The organism is Psychrobacter sp. H7-1 (assembly GCF_904846585.1).
Taxonomy (GTDB): Bacteria; Pseudomonadota; Gammaproteobacteria; order Pseudomonadales; family Moraxellaceae; genus Psychrobacter; species Psychrobacter raelei.
Window position 1 is genome coordinate 22,000 of sequence record NZ_CAJHBH010000010.1, and the last position, 18,661, is coordinate 40,660.

General features: G+C 45.1%; 13 protein-coding genes. 4 read left to right on the forward strand and 9 right to left on the reverse strand.

What is annotated here, in order from left to right; genetic code table 11:
• Positions 1 to 191: 191 nt before the first annotated feature.
• The 6 genes from JMX92_RS05010 to rdgB form a co-directional block, all read right to left on the reverse strand.
• The gene (locus JMX92_RS05010) at positions 192 to 1,400 is read right to left on the reverse strand and encodes an MFS transporter (protein ID WP_227675270.1); all 1,209 of its coding nucleotides are present in this window, start codon (positions 1,398 to 1,400) and stop codon (positions 192 to 194) included.
• Positions 1,401 to 1,598: 198 nt separating this feature from the next.
• Positions 1,599 to 2,528, reverse strand: a complete 930-nt coding sequence (locus tag JMX92_RS05015) for an SDR family NAD(P)-dependent oxidoreductase (protein WP_011959593.1) — start codon at positions 2,526 to 2,528, stop codon at positions 1,599 to 1,601.
• A gap of 331 nt (positions 2,529 to 2,859) precedes the next feature.
• On the reverse strand, positions 2,860 to 4,137 hold the full coding sequence (gene clpX / locus JMX92_RS05020; protein WP_011959594.1) for an ATP-dependent protease ATP-binding subunit ClpX: 1,278 nt from the start codon (positions 4,135 to 4,137) through the stop codon (positions 2,860 to 2,862).
• A gap of 204 nt (positions 4,138 to 4,341) precedes the next feature.
• On the reverse strand, positions 4,342 to 5,064 hold the full coding sequence (clpP, locus tag JMX92_RS05025; RefSeq protein WP_413786858.1) for an ATP-dependent Clp endopeptidase proteolytic subunit ClpP: 723 nt from the start codon (positions 5,062 to 5,064) through the stop codon (positions 4,342 to 4,344).
• Between the two features lie 462 nt (positions 5,065 to 5,526).
• Positions 5,527 to 6,864: a trigger factor gene (gene tig, locus JMX92_RS05030; RefSeq protein ID WP_201544293.1), complete on the reverse strand. Its 1,338-nt coding sequence runs from the start codon at positions 6,862 to 6,864 to the stop codon at positions 5,527 to 5,529.
• A 399-nt stretch (positions 6,865 to 7,263) separates the two neighbouring features.
• A complete protein-coding gene (gene rdgB / locus JMX92_RS05035; protein ID WP_201544300.1) occupies positions 7,264 to 7,917 on the reverse strand; it encodes an RdgB/HAM1 family non-canonical purine NTP pyrophosphatase in 654 nt (217 codons plus the stop codon).
• Positions 7,918 to 8,493: 576 nt separating this feature from the next.
• Here rdgB and JMX92_RS05040 point away from each other — a divergent pair.
• Positions 8,494 to 9,123: a superoxide dismutase gene (locus JMX92_RS05040; protein WP_011959598.1), complete on the forward strand. Its 630-nt coding sequence runs from the start codon at positions 8,494 to 8,496 to the stop codon at positions 9,121 to 9,123.
• A 98-nt stretch (positions 9,124 to 9,221) separates the two neighbouring features.
• On the opposite strand, the gene JMX92_RS05045 is transcribed toward JMX92_RS05040, so the two are convergent.
• Positions 9,222 to 10,061, reverse strand: a complete 840-nt coding sequence (locus JMX92_RS05045; protein ID WP_201544302.1) for a DUF72 domain-containing protein — start codon at positions 10,059 to 10,061, stop codon at positions 9,222 to 9,224.
• A gap of 356 nt (positions 10,062 to 10,417) precedes the next feature.
• On the opposite strand from JMX92_RS05045, the gene hemA reads away from it, so the two are divergent.
• Entirely contained in the window at positions 10,418 to 11,773 is a 1,356-nt protein-coding gene (hemA, locus tag JMX92_RS05050; protein ID WP_155586666.1) for a glutamyl-tRNA reductase, read from the forward strand.
• A 173-nt stretch (positions 11,774 to 11,946) separates the two neighbouring features.
• Here hemA and JMX92_RS05055 read toward each other — a convergent pair whose 3' ends face one another.
• Positions 11,947 to 12,567, reverse strand: a complete 621-nt coding sequence (locus JMX92_RS05055; protein ID WP_011959601.1) for a rhomboid family intramembrane serine protease — start codon at positions 12,565 to 12,567, stop codon at positions 11,947 to 11,949.
• Positions 12,568 to 13,012: 445 nt separating this feature from the next.
• Between JMX92_RS05055 and JMX92_RS05060 the strand changes: the two genes are divergently transcribed.
• Entirely contained in the window at positions 13,013 to 14,626 is a 1,614-nt protein-coding gene (locus tag JMX92_RS05060; RefSeq protein WP_201544304.1) for an OmpA family protein, read from the forward strand.
• A 163-nt stretch (positions 14,627 to 14,789) separates the two neighbouring features.
• Here JMX92_RS05060 and nagZ read toward each other — a convergent pair whose 3' ends face one another.
• Positions 14,790 to 15,860 carry a beta-N-acetylhexosaminidase gene (gene nagZ / locus JMX92_RS05065; protein ID WP_201544306.1) on the reverse strand — a complete coding sequence of 357 codons (1,071 nt, stop codon included), beginning with the start codon at positions 15,858 to 15,860 and terminating at the stop codon, positions 14,790 to 14,792.
• Between the two features lie 230 nt (positions 15,861 to 16,090).
• Between nagZ and JMX92_RS05070 the strand changes: the two genes are divergently transcribed.
• Entirely contained in the window at positions 16,091 to 18,298 is a 2,208-nt protein-coding gene (locus tag JMX92_RS05070) for a carboxy terminal-processing peptidase (protein ID WP_201544308.1), read from the forward strand.
• The last annotated feature ends 363 nt before the right edge of the window (positions 18,299 to 18,661 follow it).

The following is an 18,661-nucleotide window of genomic DNA, read 5'->3' on the forward strand; positions in this document are numbered from 1 at the left end:
GTTGGCCCACGTAGATAGGCCACTGGCTCTGTTAGCAGTCCTTGCTAATACACAAAAGAAATGACAGTTAGCGGTCATTGTTATAAACGATACATATTTTATCGTTTTAGTGATATTCAATTTAACAAAATTGGTTGTCGTCGGTCAATTAAAATTATTGTTTTCATGGCTAAGTGCCGCTTAAATGGTCATTAATCTGCCGGGTTATTCAAGGTTTTTACCATGCCAATAGAGGCAATTAATAAGGCGATTACTTGTACCGTCAATAACACCCAGACCGTAAAGTGCCATTGGCCATAAGCATAAGCCAGACCACATAACCAGGCCCCTGCGGTGCCGCCAGCGTAATAGCCCATATAGTAGATACCTGAGGCCAATGAACGGCCATGGTGCACATTGGTGGCGATATAGCCTATGGTCGCTGACTGGGTAATGAACACCCCCGATGACATAATGCTAATACCAATTAAAATCAGCCACAGCGGTCCGCTAAGCGTAATGAGCACGCCCAACATAGACATCAATACCGCGGTAATGATGGTGCGCACTGAGCCAAAGCGCTGCAACAGCTTGGTAGATAAAGGGGTAATGATGACACCAATTAAATATACCGCAAAGATGTTGGCCAGCTGTCCGGTAGTTAAATGGTAGGGCTGCTGTGCCAAATGCAGATTAATAAAGGTAAAACAGCCTACCAATGAGAATAACACACAAAACCCAAGCAGTGAGGCGGAGACCACATAGCGGTTGGTCAAGTGATTGCCCAAAGTGGTCAGCGAGGTGCGAAACTTGGGGCTGGCAACGAAATGCTGTGAGGCAGGTAAGGTCTTAGCCACCCAAAGCGCTCCGGCCACAGTTAATACAGCCATAAAATAATAAGCAATACGCCAGCCAACCCACTCATGCAGATGGCCCAAAATAAAACGCCCTAAAAATCCGCCCAGTACCGATCCTGAGACATAATAAGACATTAATTCTGCAACCGCATGACCTTTAAATTCCTCGCCCAAATAGGCGATGGTCACCACTGTAATGCCCGGCACCGATAAGCCTTGCAAAAAGCGCCAAATGGTCAGACTCTCTATACTCTGACTGTGCGCAATCAGCGCTGTTGGTACCGCCAAAAATAACAACGCACCGACAATAATAGATTTGCGTCCCACCGCGTCAGAGAGCATGCCCAAAAAGGGCGACATGATTGCCACGGCCATCACTGTGGCGCCTACCGCCATACCGACTTGCACTTCGCTGGCCTTAAAATCAAGCATCAGCACCGGCAAAATCGACTGAATAGAGTACACCTGCAAAAACGCAAAGACGCCAATAAGCATGGCGGTCATTTTTAGTACAAAAGAAGGTGCTTGAAGAGAGTTAAAGGCGGTGGAAGAGTCAGTCTGCATAAAATAACCAATTTGTCTGTAACAAGGCTACACCAAGCATCAAAGCCATGCCCAGTACAAGCTGATTTATCAAGGTGAGTCGTCAGTTAGGGTTTATTGGCAGCAGCACATAAACTGGCAGGCACTGGCTCTTATTGCAAGTGCAAGACAGACCTAACTAAGATAGCTCATCATTGTATAGGGCTTGGTGCATTTGAACTATTGTTTTTGCGTAGTTGTGCGCTTGCGGCGCGATTTTTTGGCTTTGGCAGCAAGTTTATTGGCTTTGTTCATGATTTTGCCATAATGCGAGGGGCAAAGGCGCTGCAGCAAATCAATTAACTTGGCGTCATCACCGATCAGGCAGCGGGGCTGATTTTTGGCAGCGGCCATTAGAATAATCTTTGCCGCCATATCGGGGTCAAATTTAAGTAATTTGTTAAAGCTTTTAAGGCCCTTAACACCGGTTGCCATCCCCAAGGCGCTGACGCTTTCGTTACCACGGGCGTTGTTGGCAATATTGGTCTTGATGCCGCCAGGATGCACTGAGGTAATAGACACACCGCTGCGCTCGATATCAAGCTCTTGTCGTAGACTTTCGTTAAAGCCGCGGATGGCAAATTTGCTGGCGTTATAGGCAGACTGTGCTGGCTGAGCAATAATACCAAATAGACTTGAGATGTTAATAATGTGACCGTGCTTGGCGTTGCCCGCCTGCTGCATGCTTTGTTTAATCAGCGGTAAAAAGGCTTTGGTGCCGTATACCATACCCCAAAAATTAATGCCCATTACCCACTCAATATCCTCAATGCTCTCACCCTCAACTGTGGACGACAATGCCACGCCAGCATTGTTAAAAATAAAGTTTACCTGAGTGTGATCTTGCATGACGTGATCGGCCCAGCCAAATACAGCCTGTTTATCAGAGACATCTAAAGCTTGGGTAGTGATCTTAATCTCAAACGGCTTTAATAACTGCTCAGTCTCAGCCAAGTTTTTGGCGTTAATATCAGATAAGGCCAGATTGCAGCCGGCCTGAGCCAAGTTTAAAGCCAGTGCTCGACCAATGCCTGAGCCTGCACCGGTAATGGCTGCCACATGGCCTTGGTAGAAATGAGTAATTACCTCTTGGTCTATATATGGTGCCATGAAGGGGGCAATGGGGGATAAGCGCTGTTTTAAGGGCTGAGTGACTTGATTGACTAACGAAGATTGGGGGAGGGTCAAGCGAATTGACATGCGGTATCATCCTTGAGCGTTCATTGGGCAGTGTATGTAAAGCTGCTTAAAATTATTGCAATTGTGCCTGTCATCATAGGCCAGTTGATAGCCAGTGACAATAAAAAAGTGGCAATTAACAAGTGGCATAAGAAAATAGCAATAAAAAAACGCTCACCGATTAAGGCAAGCGTTTTTTGGATAAAGCTAGGGACGCTAAGATAACAGCGGTCATAAAGGCTTATTACAGCTTAAGGGCTGATTAAGCAATCTTAGGGGCTGCGCCCTCATTGATAACATCTTCATCGACCACAACCTGCTTCGCATCGCTCATAGAAGGCAGCTCATACATGGTATCTAGCAGTGCGTTCTCTACGATTGAGCGCAGACCACGGGCACCTGTTTTACGCTCCATTGCTTTGTGAGCAATGGCTTTTAGTCCCGCTTCAGTGAAGCTTAACTCAGCATCTTCCATTTCAAACAAGTACTGGTACTGTTTAACAATGGCGTTTTTCGGCTCAGTTAAAATCTGCATTAATGCTTCTTCATCGAGCTCTTCAAGCGTTGCAATGACTGGTAGACGGCCGATTAATTCTGGAATAAGACCAAATTTAATCAGATCTTCAGGCTCTACTTGCTTAAACAGCTCAGACAATTGCTTACCATCATCTTTTGACTTAACTTCAGCATTAAAGCCAATGCCAGTTTTCTCGGTACGCTGCTGAATGACTTTATCAAGACCTGAGAAAGCACCGCCAACAATAATTAAGATATTACTGGTATCAACTTGGATAAGCTCTTGATTGGGATGTTTGCGGCCACCATGGGGTGGAATGGCAGCAACCGTGCCCTCAATTAATTTGAGTAGCGCTTGCTGCACGCCTTCGCCCGATACGTCACGGGTGATAGACATGTTCTCGCCTTTTTTACTGATTTTATCAATCTCATCGACGTAGATAATACCTTGCTCCGCTTTTTCGACATCATAATCAGCAGCTTGCAACAGCTTTTGTACGATGTTTTCAACGTCTTCACCCACATAACCGGCTTCAGTTAAGGTGGTGGCATCGGCCATCGCAAACGGCACATCCAGCATACGTGCTAGGGTTTGCGCCAATAAGGTTTTACCTGAGCCGGTAGGACCAATCAACAAGATGTTACTTTTTGACAGCTCAACCATGGCATCATCAGCGCCCAGTTTGGCCTGCTTTTTATCTTCGGCCAATTTAGCGGCTACTTTTAAGCGTTTGTAATGGTTATAAACGGCCACTGATAACGCCTTTTTGGCGGTCTCTTGACCGATCACATAACCATCTAGATGTTCACGAATCTCTTTTGGCGTAGGCAGCTTTTTGGTCAGCCACGTGTTCACTTCACCGTCTTCTGAGTCGACAGTATTTAAGTCGCCCTCTTCAATTAAGTCTGTGCATAGCGCCACACATTCATTACAGATATTGGCGTCATCCGCTGCAATTAGCTGGGCAACTTCGTCTTTCTTTTTACCACAAAATGAACACTGTGGTGTTTTGTCCTTTGCCATGCTTGGCGCTCCTTAATAAGTGCTTCGCCCTCAAAACCCAGCTTTGGATGCCATAAGCCTAATAATAGGACCATCACTCAACGTGGGTGCAGGAGGGGTAAATTTAATACGATTTTAACCGTTTAGGCAGCCATTTATCTGGCTGCTTCCGGCTCTGCGAATCATCCATATTGATCATTAGCAGAGCTTACACGGGGTACGGGGTTATTTGGCTTCTTCTGGGCGACGCTCTAATACTTCGTCAACTAAGCCGTATGCTTTGGCTTCTTGAGCATCTAGCCAGTAATCACGCTCAACATCTCTTTCGATTTTTTCTAGTGGCTGGCCGGTGCGCTCAGCTAAGATGCGGTTTAGGCGGTCACGGATTTTTAGGATTTCACGAGCATTAATCTCGATATCAGTTGCCTGACCTTGTGCGCCACCTGAGGGCTGGTGAATCATCACACGTGAGTTGGCTAGGGCATAGCGTTTGCCTTTTTGACCAGCGGCCAATAAGAATGAGCCCATGCTGTAAGCGCCGCCCATGCAAATGGTTGATACGTCAGGCTTGATGAAGTTCATGGTATCGAACATGGCCAGACCCGCACTCACTGAACCACCGGGTGAGTTGATGTATAAATGGATGTCTTTTTCTGGATTTTCTGCTTCCAAAAACAGCATCTGCGCCACAATTAGGTTAGCCATATTGTCTTCAACTTGACCGGTCAAAAAGATAACCCGTTCGCGAAGTAGGCGCGAGTAGATATCAAATGAGCGCTCACCACGGGCAGATTGCTCCACAACCATAGGCACTAATGCTGCTTGCGGAACGCTAACCGTCGCATCACGCATGTTTCTTAATACCGCATCATGGGCAGCAACTAATGTATCAAAGTGAGGGTTGTTGATAATACGTTCGATATCTTGTTGGGTGTTTTGGTGAGTCATATATATTCCCTGTGGATTGGTCAATTTTACAATTTTTTGATGATCATTCTAAGTAAGCGGCTGTGTTAATCAGGCTTTTATAGCGCCGAATGTCGGCTTGAGCCTGTCTGATATAGTTATATTTTGGGGTGGTTGGCGATAAATCAAGCACCAAGCTTATATTAACCTGGTTATCTTACTTGATGATGACCGATTAATACATAATTTTAATGGGCTAATGGGTTCCCCCACTTTATCACATAGCGTCATAAAGCATCATAAAGCTCATCTTGTCAGCTCATGCAAGCCTGAGGCTGATGAAAGGGAGTTGCCTGCACTGACCGTCCGTTATTGCGGCATGCCATAACTAGTGTGATAGACCATAACTAATGTGACAGGCCATAAAAAATGCCCCAACTAATTTAGCTGGGGCATTTTTGGTTTCAAAAGTTAAGGCCTAACGCCAAAACAACTTTTGAATGATTACATCATGCCTTGTTGCTGAGAGGCTAGAAGCTCTTGGTAACCGACTTCTTTGTCAGTGACTTTGCCTTGCTCAAGTAAGAAGTCAACCACTTGGTCTTCTAGTACTACAGACTCGATGTTAGCGCGCTGCTGTGCATCATTGGTGTAGTACTCGATAACCTCTTGAGGATCTTCGTAGTTTTCAGCCGTTTCTTTGATGAAAGTCTCAACACGCTCTTGGTCAACTTTCAGATCATTTTCTTCGATAACGCGTGATACTAGAACGCCAAGACGGGCCGCACGGACGGCTTGCTCTTCAAATAGCTCACGTGGCAACATGTCTTTGTCGATGCTGTTAGCATTGCCGCCGAACTGCTGAGCAAAGCGCTGCATCATTAGGTTACGTTGACGGTCAACTTCTTGGTCAACCATAGCGCTTGGTACGTCAAATTCGTTCTTTTCAAGTAGCGCATCAAAGGCCGCTTGTTTGACTTGGTTACGGGCAGCGTTTTTGATTTCGCGCGTCATGTTTTTGCGAACATCAGTTTTAAGCTGTTCTACGCCGCCTTCTTTTACGCCGAATAATTCTAAGAATTCGTCGTTGATTTCTGGCAGTTTGGCTTCTTCAACTTTTTTCACGTTGATTTTGAACTGAGCTTCTTTACCTGCTAAGTTTTCAGCTTGGTAGTCTTCTGGGAAGGTCACGTCGATGGTTTTTTCTTCACCAGCAGCAAGACCTTTGATACCGTCTTCGAAGCCTGGAATCATTTGGCCGCTACCTAACACAAGTTTGAAGTCTTCAGCTGAGCCGCCTTCAAATTTTTCGCCGTCGATAGAACCTTCGAAATCAAAAGTAACTTGATCGCCTTCATCAGCAGCGCCTTCTTTTTCAGCGAATTCTTGACGCTGTTTGCGAAGGTTTTCAATCATGGTGTCAACGTCTTCATCAGTGATGGTCGCTGTGTGACGCTCAACTTCGATGTCGCTCATGCCTTCAACTTTGATTTCTGGGAAGATTTCAACTGTGGCTTGATACACTAAGAATTCATCTTCTAGTTTTACATCATCAATGTTTGGCATGCCAACAGCGCGCACGTCTTCAGCTTTAATAGCTTCAAATACGGTGTCACGGATCACATCGTTGATCACTTCTTGCTGAATACCAGCACCATATTGGGCACGGATGTGTGACACAGGCACTTTACCTTTACGGAAACCATCAATTTTGGCAGTTTTTGCCACATTGCGGATACGGCCTTCCACTTTGTTTTGGATTTGTTCAACAGGCACTTTTACAGTAAGTTGTGTTTGGTTGTCATTGACCTTGCTGGTCGTTACTTGTAGATCTTTTGCCATGGTTATTAACCCTGTATGTTAATCGTTTGATTTTAATGATAAGCAATACCCATTTTATATCAGATCAATCAATTTGATATATAGAGCATGAGAATTGCCAAGAATATAACGCTAAAACTGGTTTTAATAAATAGATAGCCAAAAAGTGGTGACTCATCTGTGAGTAAATACCACGCATCCCACTAGCCATCTGATCTAGAAGGAGGTGGCCTTGGTGACTCAAGGGGCACACACTTAAGGCTCAATAGCAGCAAAGCACGCACAGCTTATGGTGTAGCCGTGGTACAACTGGTACCGCTATAAAATTATAAAAGTAGAACAGTATAGTCTATCAGCCTATCAAAGTAAAAATAAAGTAAAAATTACTCAGTTTTAAAGCCGATTATAAGCTGTGTAACGCTACTGTGCGGACAGCTGTTGTAGCAAGCTTTGCATGGCGCGTCCTCGGTGACTGATGGCATTTTTTTGCTCGGCCGGCATTTGTGCTGCAGTCAATTTCAGCTCAGGTACCCAAAATAGCGGGTCATAGCCAAAGCCATGCTCACCTTGAGGCGCCTCAAGTATCTCGCCTTGCCACAGGCCTTGGGCAATAATAGGTAACGGGTCATCGGCGTGACGCACTAAGGCCAACACGCAGACGAAATATGCTGTGATAGGGGCATTTGGGTTTTTATGACGCAGCGGCAGTAAATCTGCTAACAACTTGGCATTGTTATTGGCATCGTTGCCGTGCTCGCCGGCGTAGCGTGCTGAATAAATGCCTGGCGCATTGCCAAGCACAGGGACACAAAGACCTGAATCATCCGCTATGGCAGGCAGGCCGCTAATACGGCTGGCATGGCGCGCTTTAATAATCGCATTTTCTATAAAGCTTAACCCATCTTCCACCGCATCTTCGATATTAAGCTCGCCTTGAGGCACAATATCTATATTGAGCTTGGCTGCCCCAAACAGGCGTTTAAACTCACTTAACTTGCCTTGGTTATTACTGGCCAAAACCCAGTGCTGAGTAGCGCTATCATGAGCCAAGCTAGACGAGAGGGACGCGGTCATAAGGTCTATCCTTTTATTAAAAAACTGGCAATAATAAGATTAATGATTAATTTTTTTAATCATAGTGATTAATAATTTAACGACGAGGCATAACAATCAGTAACTGAGTTAAACGCTGAGCTTTGCTATACTATCTGACAAGACTTAACAATCCTAATCTTTCTGTCGTATTTAATATTAGCTTAACAAAGCTTATGTTAACTGTGACGGTAAGTGACTACACTGTAAGTGATCAAACTCACAGCAAAGCCACTTAAAGCAAAGACGATGATTGAAGTCATGCAAGTTTAGTTCTCAAGTTAAATTTTGCTAATTGAGTTTGCATGCGTAATGGCGGTATTATTAGCAGTGCTGATATATTTGCTTATTATAAGTGACTATTTTATAAGTGACTATTGTGAGCGTGAATGTAAGCGCGAAAGTAGGCAGATGCATACGCCTTACGGGTTTAGAATTTTTAATTTAATAACAACAAGCCACTTAGCCTGAGCTGATGGGATATGCGCTTTAGCATGAACATCCTACCTATTTAAGATAGGTGAGAGCCGGGTTAACACAGCCAAAGGATAATATAATATGTCAAACATTACTCTACCAGATCTTCCTTATGCAAAAGACGCACTTGAGCCACACATCAGTGCTGAAACTTTAGAATTTCACCATGACAAGCACCATGCTGCTTATGTCAACAAGCTAAATGAATTGCTACCAGGTTCTGGTCTTGAAGGCAAAGCGCTTGACGAAATCATCACTGCCACTGCTAAAGATGACAGCAAGCAAGGCATGTTCAACCAAGCTGCTCAAGTTTGGAACCATACTTTTTACTGGAACTGCATGACTCCAGATAATGGTGGCGGCGAACCTACTGGTGATCTAAAAGCAAAAATCGAAGAAGATTTCGGTTCATACGACAAGTTCCGTGAAGAATTCAAAAACGCAGCCACTTCACAGTTCGGTTCAGGTTGGGCGTGGTTGGTAGCAGATTCTGTAGGCGGTAAACTGTCTATCATGAAAACTGCCAACGCTGATACACCACTAGCACACGGTAAAGTAGCGGTTCTAACTTGTGACGTATGGGAACATGCTTACTACATCGATTACCGTAACCGTCGTCCTGACTATGTTGACACTTTCCTAGAGAAGTTGGTTAACTGGGATTACGCAAACGCTAAGTACAAAGGTCAAGACGCAGGCGTTGAAGAATAAGTTATTTACTCTCAATGTTTCAGTGTTAGACTCAATAAAAAAGGATGCCCTCGGGTATCCTTTTTTTATAACAGCAGCACTTTCAGCACTGATAGCGCTTATAGCACTTGAAACTGCAAGGCTTGTAATGCTTCACGTAACATGGCGATATTATAATAAGCATGGGCATTGGTGGAGTTTTGAAAAAACACGTACAACTCATCGAAGTGCTGGCGCTGATTGGCAATGGCTTGAGCCCAGTTTTGCATCTCTTGAGGCGTATAGCGATAATCATGACGCTCACTGGCTGACATAGCATCCCACCAGTTGAGATTGTTGCCATGCATCCTCAAATAGCCGATACGCTTAGCTGTGTTGTGTTGCACAGTGCTTTGGGTGAATAGCAGCCGAGAGTTGGGCAGACCCTTAACTTGAGGGTAGTCGACACTGCACCATATCAGCCCAAATTTTTGAAAGCTGTGCTCTACTTGAGCGATGTGCCAGCTGGCATGACGAAACTCAACAGCCAGTGGATAGCCATGAAACCAATCGGCAAGCTTGGCCAAATACAGGCGGTGCTCACGGGTACGATCAAAGCCGTGTGGAAACTGAATTAATAAAGGCGCTAAACAGTCGGCCTCAATTAAGGGCTGAACTGCCTCAATAAAGGCCTCGGCATGCTCGGGCGTGGCTTTTAGGGTATGACTAAAGTCTTGATGCAGTTTTATGGCAAATTTTATCTTAGCTTCCGATTTTCTCAGCATGCCCTCATACGCCTTTTGTCCGAGCGGAGCATAAAAGCTGCTGTTAATCTCAACCGCGCCGTAGTGCTTGGCATATTCGCTTAAAAAGTCGGTTTTTTTGGTACCAAGTGGATAGAGCGTACCCAGCATATCTGTATCGCTATAACCCCCTGTGCCAAGATAGACAGTGGGGTGAAAAGTATTTTGTGCGCTCATAATGAAAGCAACCTAAGCCAGTCGAAGCTGACGGTGATGAGGGGATATATTGCTCACGCTTTTATTGAAGCGTGTTGATATTTAACGTTTATTTTACGTTTATTCCGCTAGGGGTCATTATTAATCAGCCGGCTGTATAGGATAAACTGTACAGACCGTGATTGAATAGGCATTCAATGCTATAATTACCGGTTTAGAGCATCTGTTATACTACCGCATTTATTAAGCGGTGATAAATGGGTGCGTGTCTGTCCGTACAGGTATCACAGTGAATGCCCATTCATGGTATGCAGTTAGCAAAGGCTAATTGCACGGAATGTTGACGGCTTAATCTCTAACTAATGGGTAGATTTTACATGAATCTTGTTGTCATCGGTGTGAACCATAAAACTGCCCCCGTCGCCTTGCGTGAACGGTTAGCATTTGTGGGCGGCGACATCCAGGTGGCGCAAGCACAATTGCAACAAATCACCGCAGGCAGTTTGATCATCTCAACGTGTAACCGTACTGAGATTTATGCTTTAGCGCCCAGCACCCAATTACTTGCCAATGCTGATGCTGCCTTGAGTAAGCAAAGCGATTTGTCGCTGGCTGATGAGCCTGTGAGCACCGTTGATTTAACGGAGCAACTGATCACGTGGCTGGCAGACTTTAAGCAAGTACCTCTTGAAGAGACCCGCCCTTATTTATATGACTACGTCGATGGTCAAGCGCTCACCCATATGCTGCGCGTAGCAGCCGGTCTGGACTCTATGATTTTAGGGGAGCCACAAATCTTCGGTCAGATCAAACGATCGGTCAACCAGGCCAAAGAACAAGGTTTTTTGACCAATCAGCTAAACTGGGTCGTGGAGCAAATATTCGCTGCGGCAAAAAGAGTGCGAAATGAGACGGATGTGGGTACTCAGGCCATCTCCTTGGGCTACGCGGCCTCTAAGCTTGTCACCCAAATTTTTGATCGTCCGGAAGAAACCACCTTTTTATTGATTGCCGCAGGTGAAATGAACCGCTTGGTGGCACAGAATATCGCTGGGCTTGGGGTTAAACGTATCTTAATCTGTAACCGTACGCCGGAGCGTGCCAATCTTCTGGCGCAAGAGCTTGCGCATTTGGGTATACAGATTGAAGTGCACCCGCTCACAGAGCTGGACTCTTTGTTGTATCAAGCCGATATCGTGAGCAGCTGTAGCGGCAGTATGGACATGCTCATTGACAAGGCCATGACTCGCCGCGCATTAAAAAAACGCCGCTATAAACCCATGCTCATGGTAGATTTAGCAGTGCCTAGAGACATCGATTCAAGCGTAGGTAAGCTTGATGATGTGTACTTGTATTCTATTGATGACTTGCAACATGTGATTGCCGGAAACCTAGAGAAGCGTCGTCAGGCGGCGGTAGAGGCAGAGCTTTTGGTTAGTCACTTGGTGGTTGAGATTGAGCGCCGTTTCCAAGTACGCAAAGTAGGTCAAGATATCCATGATTACCGTGCCCTTGCTGCACAAAAGGCCGAAGCTGTATTAAATGAAGCATTGCATGAGCTGAGAACCTCAGAGGCGACTGCAGAGGAGGTCATGACAGAGTTGACCCGCCGTCTTACTCAGACGTTAGTGCATGCGCCATCTTCTTTAATGCGCCGAGCTGCTCGTGACGGCAATAACGAAGCGATTGATTTGATCATTCTGGGTCTGAAAGATGCTTATCGCAAAAAGTAAGCTGGTCACATCACGCTTTTAAGTCGCCGAGTCAAACGCTAAATTAATAAACACACCCATTGTCCACAAAAAAGGAGCGCTAAGCGCTCCTTTTTTTTTGGACGTCACTAACTTTTTTTTGGACGTCACTAACTTAGATACTTGATTGTGAGTCACGGTGTCATTAGGCACTGCTAAAAACTTGGATGCATCAAGGCATTAAAGAAGTGACCCAAAACACTGGGCGATAATAAAATGGTGGCCACCACACCAAAGGCACCGCCCCATAAATGAGCCAGATGATTGATGTTTGAGTTGCCCTTGTTGTTGGCATAAATGCTATAGCCAACATAAGCGATGGCAAATACGATGGCTGGGATGGGCACAATAGCAAACAAATACAGCATGCTCCAAGGTGCCATTAATATGAAGGAGAATAAAATGGCCGATACCCCGCCCGAAGCGCCAAGACTGCGATAGCGTGGATCATTTTTGTGCTGCAAATAGCTGGGTATCATGGCCACGATAATGGCGCCTAAATACACAGCAACAAACCCAAAACCGCCTAAAAATTGATTAAAAAAGCGTTCTACTGCGCGGCCAAAGAAATATAAGGTAAACATGTTAAACAGTAGGTGAGTACTGTCAGCATGAACGAAGCCGTGGGTAATAAAGCGATACCATTCGCCTTTATTCACCGCAGGTGGATAAAAAATAAGCTTGCTCATCATCTCTTTGTTTTGCCAGGCCAATAAGCTGACAATAACGGTGATGATAATAATCAAGGTGGTATGGCTACTAAGTAAACTGTTCAAAAGATGTCCTTACTAAAATGAGATGTCCTATGATATATGATATATGCAGCGATATAAGCCAAATTGATGGTGCTATAGGGTTATATCAACTCATCATTGGGCTAGGATATTTTTTATCTAAGAGGGTAGTTGTTATTTACACCAGTTTTAGTGTGAGATTCTAGGTTCATTTATTATCAGTTTGTCACCATTTCACGTTTCTGTAACAAGCCTTAACTTAGACTTTACTTTACTATAACGGAATTTGAAAAAAGATAGCGTATTGTAGTATGCAAGTTTGGTAAACAGCGCTTTAGTTAAATACATCAATAGGGTTTAATTGGTCGTAATAACTATAAACAACCTCGGCTTTAGGCGTTCATTAGACGTTAAGTTAATAACAATTAATCTGCTCCCTTTAACTGCTGTTTACCCAATATTTTTTAATTTTTTAGGAAAGTTACTCATGGATATTATTGGTCACTTGGCTCGTACCGTTACCCCAGCTGTTCTGGCTGACAATCATAACCCACAAAACGAAAGCTTATTAAAGCAGTTTTACGCTTTATTCATCGCTAAACTAGCCGATCAGGAGAGCTTTACTCGTGTAGGCTCACAAGAGATTCATCGTGATGACTTAGGTCTGTTCGATCGTCTATGGACTGATGAAGGCCAAAAAAATCACATTGCTGAAGAATTAGCGGCTCATAATAACGTAGATACCATTTCAGTAAAGGGCCTGATAGCTTCAGCAGCGCCTTTGGCTTTTAATGAAATCAAAAGCTTAGCCGGTAGTGTACCTATTCCTCAGTTTTTACGTGATAACCTAGAGTCATATCGTAATCATATCCCTACTTGGGCAACCAGCGTTCTGCCTGCCGGTCTACTAGGCCTAGGCGCTAGTGCAGCCGGTGCTCATGCCGCTCATGCCACCACAACCAATACCACAGCGACACCTGCTGGCCATCGTATTTCTGATACCACCAGTACTGAGCCTTTGGTACGTGAAGAAAAAGAAAGTGGCGGCTTCTTAAAAGCATTATTGCCTATTATTGGTTTAATTATCCTAGCGGCGCTAGCGTGGGCACTATTAAAAGGTTGCCAAAAAGATCCTGCACCTGTGGCTACACCAGAGCAAACGGTACAGCAGCCTGCTGAACCTGCAGTTACCGGTAATACCGCGCTAGCACCTGCAGTGTTAAGTCTTGCTACTGGCGAAGGCAATGAGTTATTCGCTTGTCGTATCAATGCAGGTAATGAAGAGTTAAGCAACACAGTAATGACGGCTGTAAAAGATGTGTTTGGCACAGGTGGTGATAACTGCCGCGCAGACATCGATGATGGCTTTGCCACTGACATGCCAGCGGCACCGCACTTAGCTGCTATTTTACCTCTCATCAAAAATACACCTAATGCTAACGTGATTATCGAAGGCAATGATGTGCGTATTGATGCGCCAGATCAAGCTCAGCTAGACAAGCTAGTGGCTGATATTAAAGCCGCTGCTCCGGAGCTTAATGTCGTTGCAACCGGTCCTGTAGACTTTGATGCTGAAGTGAAACAAAGTATCGCAGATGCCACGACAGCTATGGATAACCTAGGTGAAAATCCAGATCCAAAAGATGTGGCTCGTGCACTAAGCTTACAAGTTATTAACTTTGCAGTAGATAAAACAGACATCCCAGCTGAAAACCAAGCGGTACTAGATCGTGCGGTAGAAGTTATGAAGCAAGTACCTGATATGCAGCTGCTAATCTTAGGTCATACTGACAGCGATGGTGATGATGCTTATAACAAAGATCTATCTCAGCGCCGTGCAGAAGCGGTAAAAGCCTACTTGGTATCTAAAGGTGCCGATGCTGCTAAGCTAATGACCAAAGGTATGGGTGAAACAGATCCTATGGCCACTAACGAAACAGAAAACGGTAAATTCCGCAACCGTCGTATCGAGTTTACGGTATATGATGAAAGTGTAGCGGGTATGGATACACCGATTACTGTAACACCATCAGACAGTGCAGATATCAAAGCACCTACTGCTGAGGCCACAACTGAGCCACAAGCTGACACTGCTCAGTAATCAGTAAGTGGTTAGCTTTAAGCGCTATAAAATAAGTAGCCATAAATAATGTATCGTCAGTATTGCTTGCTGTGGTTGGTCAAGCAGCTGACACAAAAAGACCGCCTTTAGAGGCGGTCTTTTTTATGGGTTGTCTGTTATACAGTTATCAGTTTTAAAGGCTTTAGCGCTTATAATCAGTGGGATCGGTTGCTTTCGCAGCCACTAATGGTTCGTTAAAAAAAGCCTGCGTAATATTTTGTTTCGCCACTGCCCAATAATCAAATTGAGCACAAGTGGCCTCTAGTGAGCCTTGCCAAGTAGGCAGCTGACTACGCATCGCTTCAAGCCGGGTTTGATTGGGCTTGGGCAACTGGGCTGCGGTCTGTATGGCTTGCAGCGCCGCCTCTCTATCATTACACACTAAGGCCATGTCGCAGCCAGCTTCTAAAGCTGCGGTAACTCGAGCACTGACATCACCGGCCACGTGTGCCGCTTTCATAGATAAGTCATCTGAGAATAACACCCCATTGAAGCCCAATTGCTCTCGGGCAATGTCTTGTAGCCATACTTTGGAGAATCCTGCCGGCTTATCATCTACTTGAGAGAAGATAACATGGGCGGGCATAAGGGCATCAAGCCAAGGCTGACACTGAATAAAGGGCTGCAGGTCTACCGCTTTAATCTGCTCAAAGCTGCGATGGTCAATGACATCTGCCACATGTGAATCAGGGGCAATAGAACCATGACCTGGAAAGTGCTTGCCTGTGGTTGCCATGCCTGCAGCTTTCATACCTCGCATAAACTGAGAAGAAAGCGCCACGATGGCTTCGGTGCGCGCATGAAAGCTGCGATCGCCGATAACTTGACTGACCCCATTGATATCAAGCACGGGCGCAAAGCTTATGTCAATGCCCACCGCCATGACCTCTGCGGCCATAAGATAGCCGCAGTCGTAAGCCAAGCTAAGCGCCCCACAAGGGTCTGAATCAAATAAATCACCCAGTTTCCCCATTGCTGGTAGCGGGGTAAAGCCTTGACGCAGTCTTGCCACCCGTCCGCCTTCTTGATCGACACCGATGATGATATCGGGCTGCTGTTGATGAATCTCATCACACAACCGCCGTACTTGCTCGGGGGTCTCGACATTACGGGCAAATAAAATAACACCCCCCACCTGCTCACAGCTTAGGACGTCGCGATCTTCGGCAGTCAGTTCGGTGCCTGCCACATCTATCATTAATGGCCCATACATAAAGCCTCCCCTTAGAATTTATTTCAAATAAAAAATGAATTGGTTATTATTACCCTAGGCATATTATTACAGCAATATCCAACAACTGCCGGCGTCATTTGAGCTTCAAAACCGTCAGTAATAAAATTAGGTAAGAATGCTTATACAGTTTTAGACACTCAAGGGCAGTTTGTTATGCTAATATCAAGGCATTATATCCATAATGTAACAAGAATAAGAGAGAGTAATTGATGAGATTTCAACCAACCCAGCTGGTGTTAAGTGCCGCCGCCATTGGTATGGCCGGTGTGGTGTTATCACACAGCTATAGCTCTGCTGTGGCTGCGGATAAAAGCGCCTTTGTTGCCACACCTGAGCAAAAGCTTACCACACGCCAAGTAGCCGCTTTATTAGACAGAGCGCATTATTCCAATAAGCGCTTTGATGAGGCGATGGGCCGTAAAGTGTTGGATATGTATTTTGACCGTTTGGATCCCAATCATACTCTATTTTTGCAATCAGATATTAATGAATTAACCACCAAATACGGTGCAACTTTTGCCGATAGATTAAAGCAGGGCGATCTCAGCGCAGTACAGGCAATTTTTAATCGTTATACCCAGCGATCAAATGAGTACTATAACTTCGCCGATAAGTTCTTAAGTAAGCCTGTCAATCTTAATCGCAATGATTCTGTGGTGCTTGACCGTGAAAAAGAACCCCGCTTTAAGAGTGCTTCAGAGCAACAAGGCTATTGGGGCCGTCAATTAACTTTGCAGATTATCAATCTAACTTTGGGTCAAGAAGAAGACAAGGCTCGTGATGAGCTGTATACCAAAAACCCTGAGCTGACCAAAGGTAACGACTTAATCTTAGGAGAGGACAGAAGCCCACAAGAGATTTTGTTAAATCGTTTGCATCGTCAGCAAGAGCAGCTACAGCGCATTAAGAGCGATGAGATCATGGAGTCGGTGCTAAATACAGCCACCTTAACTTATGATCCGCACAGCAACTATTATGCCCCTGTGCAATCGGTCGAGATGCAAGTGCAGTCCAACTTTCAATTAGAAGGTATTGGCGTGTCTATTCGCCCTTATCGTAAAAACCCAGATTATACCCAGATTGTGACCCTGGTTGATGGTGGACCCGCTGCCAAATCAGGCAAAGTGCAGCCCAATGATTTGATCATGGCTGTGGCCAAAGATGGCGAGAATATGCAAGATGTGGTGGGTTGGTCAACTCGTGAAGTGGTGGCCTTAATCCGCGGCAAACGTGGCACAGATGTGACCATCAAAGTTAAGCAGCCCAATAGTCCTGACGCCTCAGCACGTACCATTGTCATCACCCGTGATGTGATTGAGCAAGAAGATGCGGGCGTGACTCATCGGGTGATTACGGTAAAACCTGAAGGCAGCACGGAAGAAAAACGCATCGGTGTGCTTGAAATACCAAGCTTCTATCTAAACTATCAAGCCCGCCGCAGTGGTCAAAACTACCGCAGCGTGAGTATCGACACTCAAAAAGAGCTTGAGAAGCTTAATAAAGAAAACATTGACGGCCTGGTGGTCGATCTACGCAATAACCCTGGCGGCTCCTTAGATGAAGTGGCTAAAATGCTGGGATTATTTATTAAAGAAGGGCCGCTGGTTCAGATTCGTGACAACCAGGGTAACGTGCAAGTCTATCAAGACGAAGATGGTGGTAAGCAGCTGTATTCAGGCGATATGGTGGTCATTACCAATATGGCATCAGCCTCTGCCTCTGAGATTTTCGCCGCTGCCATTCAAGACTATGGCCGCGGCTTAGTAGTGGGTAGTACCACCACCGGTAAGGGCTCAGCTCAGATTCAGTTAGATAGTCTGGCCTTAGGCTCAGCCACGTTGACTCAGCGTAAGTTTTATCGCATTACAGGCGGTAGTACCCAGAATAAAGGGGTAGTGCCTGATGTGTCTTTAGTCAATATCTATGAAGGTGCTGAATTTAGTGAGCGCGACCAAAAAAATGCCATGGCTTGGGATACCATCAAGACCTCGCCTTATAAGCCTGAAGGCAAATTTAGCAGTAAGACGTTAGCGACCTTAAATCAGCAGTCGAAGATTCGTCAAACCACCAATCCGCAGTTTGTTTATCTAGATACGCTAAATAAATTACGCAATATGGAAGATGACAAAAATGCGGTTAAGCTAAATATCACTGAGCGCCGCGCGCATCAAAAACAGATTGAGCAAAAAACTTTAGATGCAGAAAACGCACGTCGTAAGGCCACCGGTCAAAAGCCTTATGCCAGCTGGACTGAGTATCAAGCTGCTGTCGAAGCCATGTTCGAAGAGCGCAGTCGTCTAAAAAATGATGAGCGTCCTAAGCTACCAGAAGAAGAGGCATACGTGATTGAAGCGGCCAAGCTGATGCTTGATGCCCGTAAGCTGCAAAAGTTCGATGAGCTACGCAGCGCCAAGTAGTCACTAATCAAGAATAATGACGTCTCAAGGCCCTAGTATTTAAAAATACTAGGGCCTTTTTTCGGTTTGGCACTGTATTTTTAGCACTGTATTAAGGAAGATTTAATTTATTCGACTTATATTTTTAAAAAATGAGTCATCAAGTTTTTGTGCCGCTAACCACAAGTTAGGGTGCTTAACGCCCTAAATAAAAGGGCTAACCAATTTTTTTTAATCGTGTCTTACTCAAAAAATAAGGCTTTGTAAGCATATGCTTACATCACATGACGCTTTGGCGACTTACGCGCACAGCGCTTATTTGAGATTATAGCTTCACGGCATCAAGGATGATGACTCAAAGGATTGAGTGCTTAACCGCTACCG

Excerpts from the sequence above, each read along its gene's own strand:
- JMX92_RS05040 (WP_011959598.1), top strand. The coding sequence starts at position 8,494 with ATGTCAAACATTACTCTACCAGATCTTCCTTATGCAAAAGACGCACTT.
- clpX (WP_011959594.1), bottom strand. The coding sequence starts at position 4,137 with ATGGCAAAGGACAAAACACCACAGTGTTCATTTTGTGGTAAAAAGAAA.
- JMX92_RS05015 (WP_011959593.1), bottom strand. The coding sequence starts at position 2,528 with ATGGCACCATATATAGACCAAGAGGTAATTACTCATTTCTACCAAGGC.
- rdgB (WP_201544300.1), bottom strand. The coding sequence starts at position 7,917 with ATGACCGCGTCCCTCTCGTCTAGCTTGGCTCATGATAGCGCTACTCAG.
- JMX92_RS05010 (WP_227675270.1), bottom strand. The coding sequence starts at position 1,400 with ATGCAGACTGACTCTTCCACCGCCTTTAACTCTCTTCAAGCACCTTCT.
- hemA (WP_155586666.1), top strand. The coding sequence starts at position 10,418 with ATGAATCTTGTTGTCATCGGTGTGAACCATAAAACTGCCCCCGTCGCC.
- JMX92_RS05070 (WP_201544308.1), top strand. The coding sequence starts at position 16,091 with ATGAGATTTCAACCAACCCAGCTGGTGTTAAGTGCCGCCGCCATTGGT.
- tig (WP_201544293.1), bottom strand. The coding sequence starts at position 6,864 with ATGGCAAAAGATCTACAAGTAACGACCAGCAAGGTCAATGACAACCAA.
- clpP (WP_413786858.1), bottom strand. The coding sequence starts at position 5,064 with ATGACTCACCAAAACACCCAACAAGATATCGAACGTATTATCAACAAC.
- JMX92_RS05045 (WP_201544302.1), bottom strand. The coding sequence starts at position 10,061 with ATGAGCGCACAAAATACTTTTCACCCCACTGTCTATCTTGGCACAGGG.
- nagZ (WP_201544306.1), bottom strand. The coding sequence starts at position 15,860 with ATGTATGGGCCATTAATGATAGATGTGGCAGGCACCGAACTGACTGCC.
- JMX92_RS05060 (WP_201544304.1), top strand. The coding sequence starts at position 13,013 with ATGGATATTATTGGTCACTTGGCTCGTACCGTTACCCCAGCTGTTCTG.